Genomic DNA, 493 nt, shown 5'->3' with positions numbered 1-493 from the left:
CCCTTCCCGTTCATGAGCTTGTGGAAGTACATTCCCTGATAGCAATGATCACGCAGGCCGAAGTGGAATACCGGGAACATTCCCGGACACAGAAGTACCTGAAGGCCAGCAAACTCCGCTATCATGCCCTTCCGGAAGACATTCTGTGCACACCAGAAAGAGGGGTTACAAGGGAGCAAGTGCTTAGGCTATCGGACGGGATGTTTATCGAAAAGGGAGAAAATATCCTCATAACTGGTGCCACTGGTTGTGGTAAAAGCTTCCTGGCCTGCGCATTAGGCCGCAGTGCGTGTCTTCTTGGTCTAAGAACACAATACTTCAGCATGAACAAATTCCTGGACGCCCTGGCGCAGGCCCGGCTCGACGGCACCTATCTGAAATGGATCAGGGCCATATCAGCGAACAAGCTCCTTATACTCGATGACTTCGGTTTAAAGCAGCTAACAAATGACGCCAGGATTGCGCTCCTCGATATCCTTGAAGACAGATATGG

1 protein-coding gene is annotated in these 493 nt (G+C 50.9%); it reads left to right on the top strand.

Annotated elements, in window-relative coordinates; translation table 11 throughout:
• Nucleotides 1–493: ATP-binding protein (locus tag AC1XUF_RS32065; RefSeq protein ID WP_483345965.1), on the top strand; the 493-nt coding region annotated here is incomplete at both ends.

This window comes from Dyadobacter sp. HNCC25DJ185, assembly GCF_056895195.1.
This window is presented reverse-complemented; position numbering and strand designations above follow the sequence as displayed.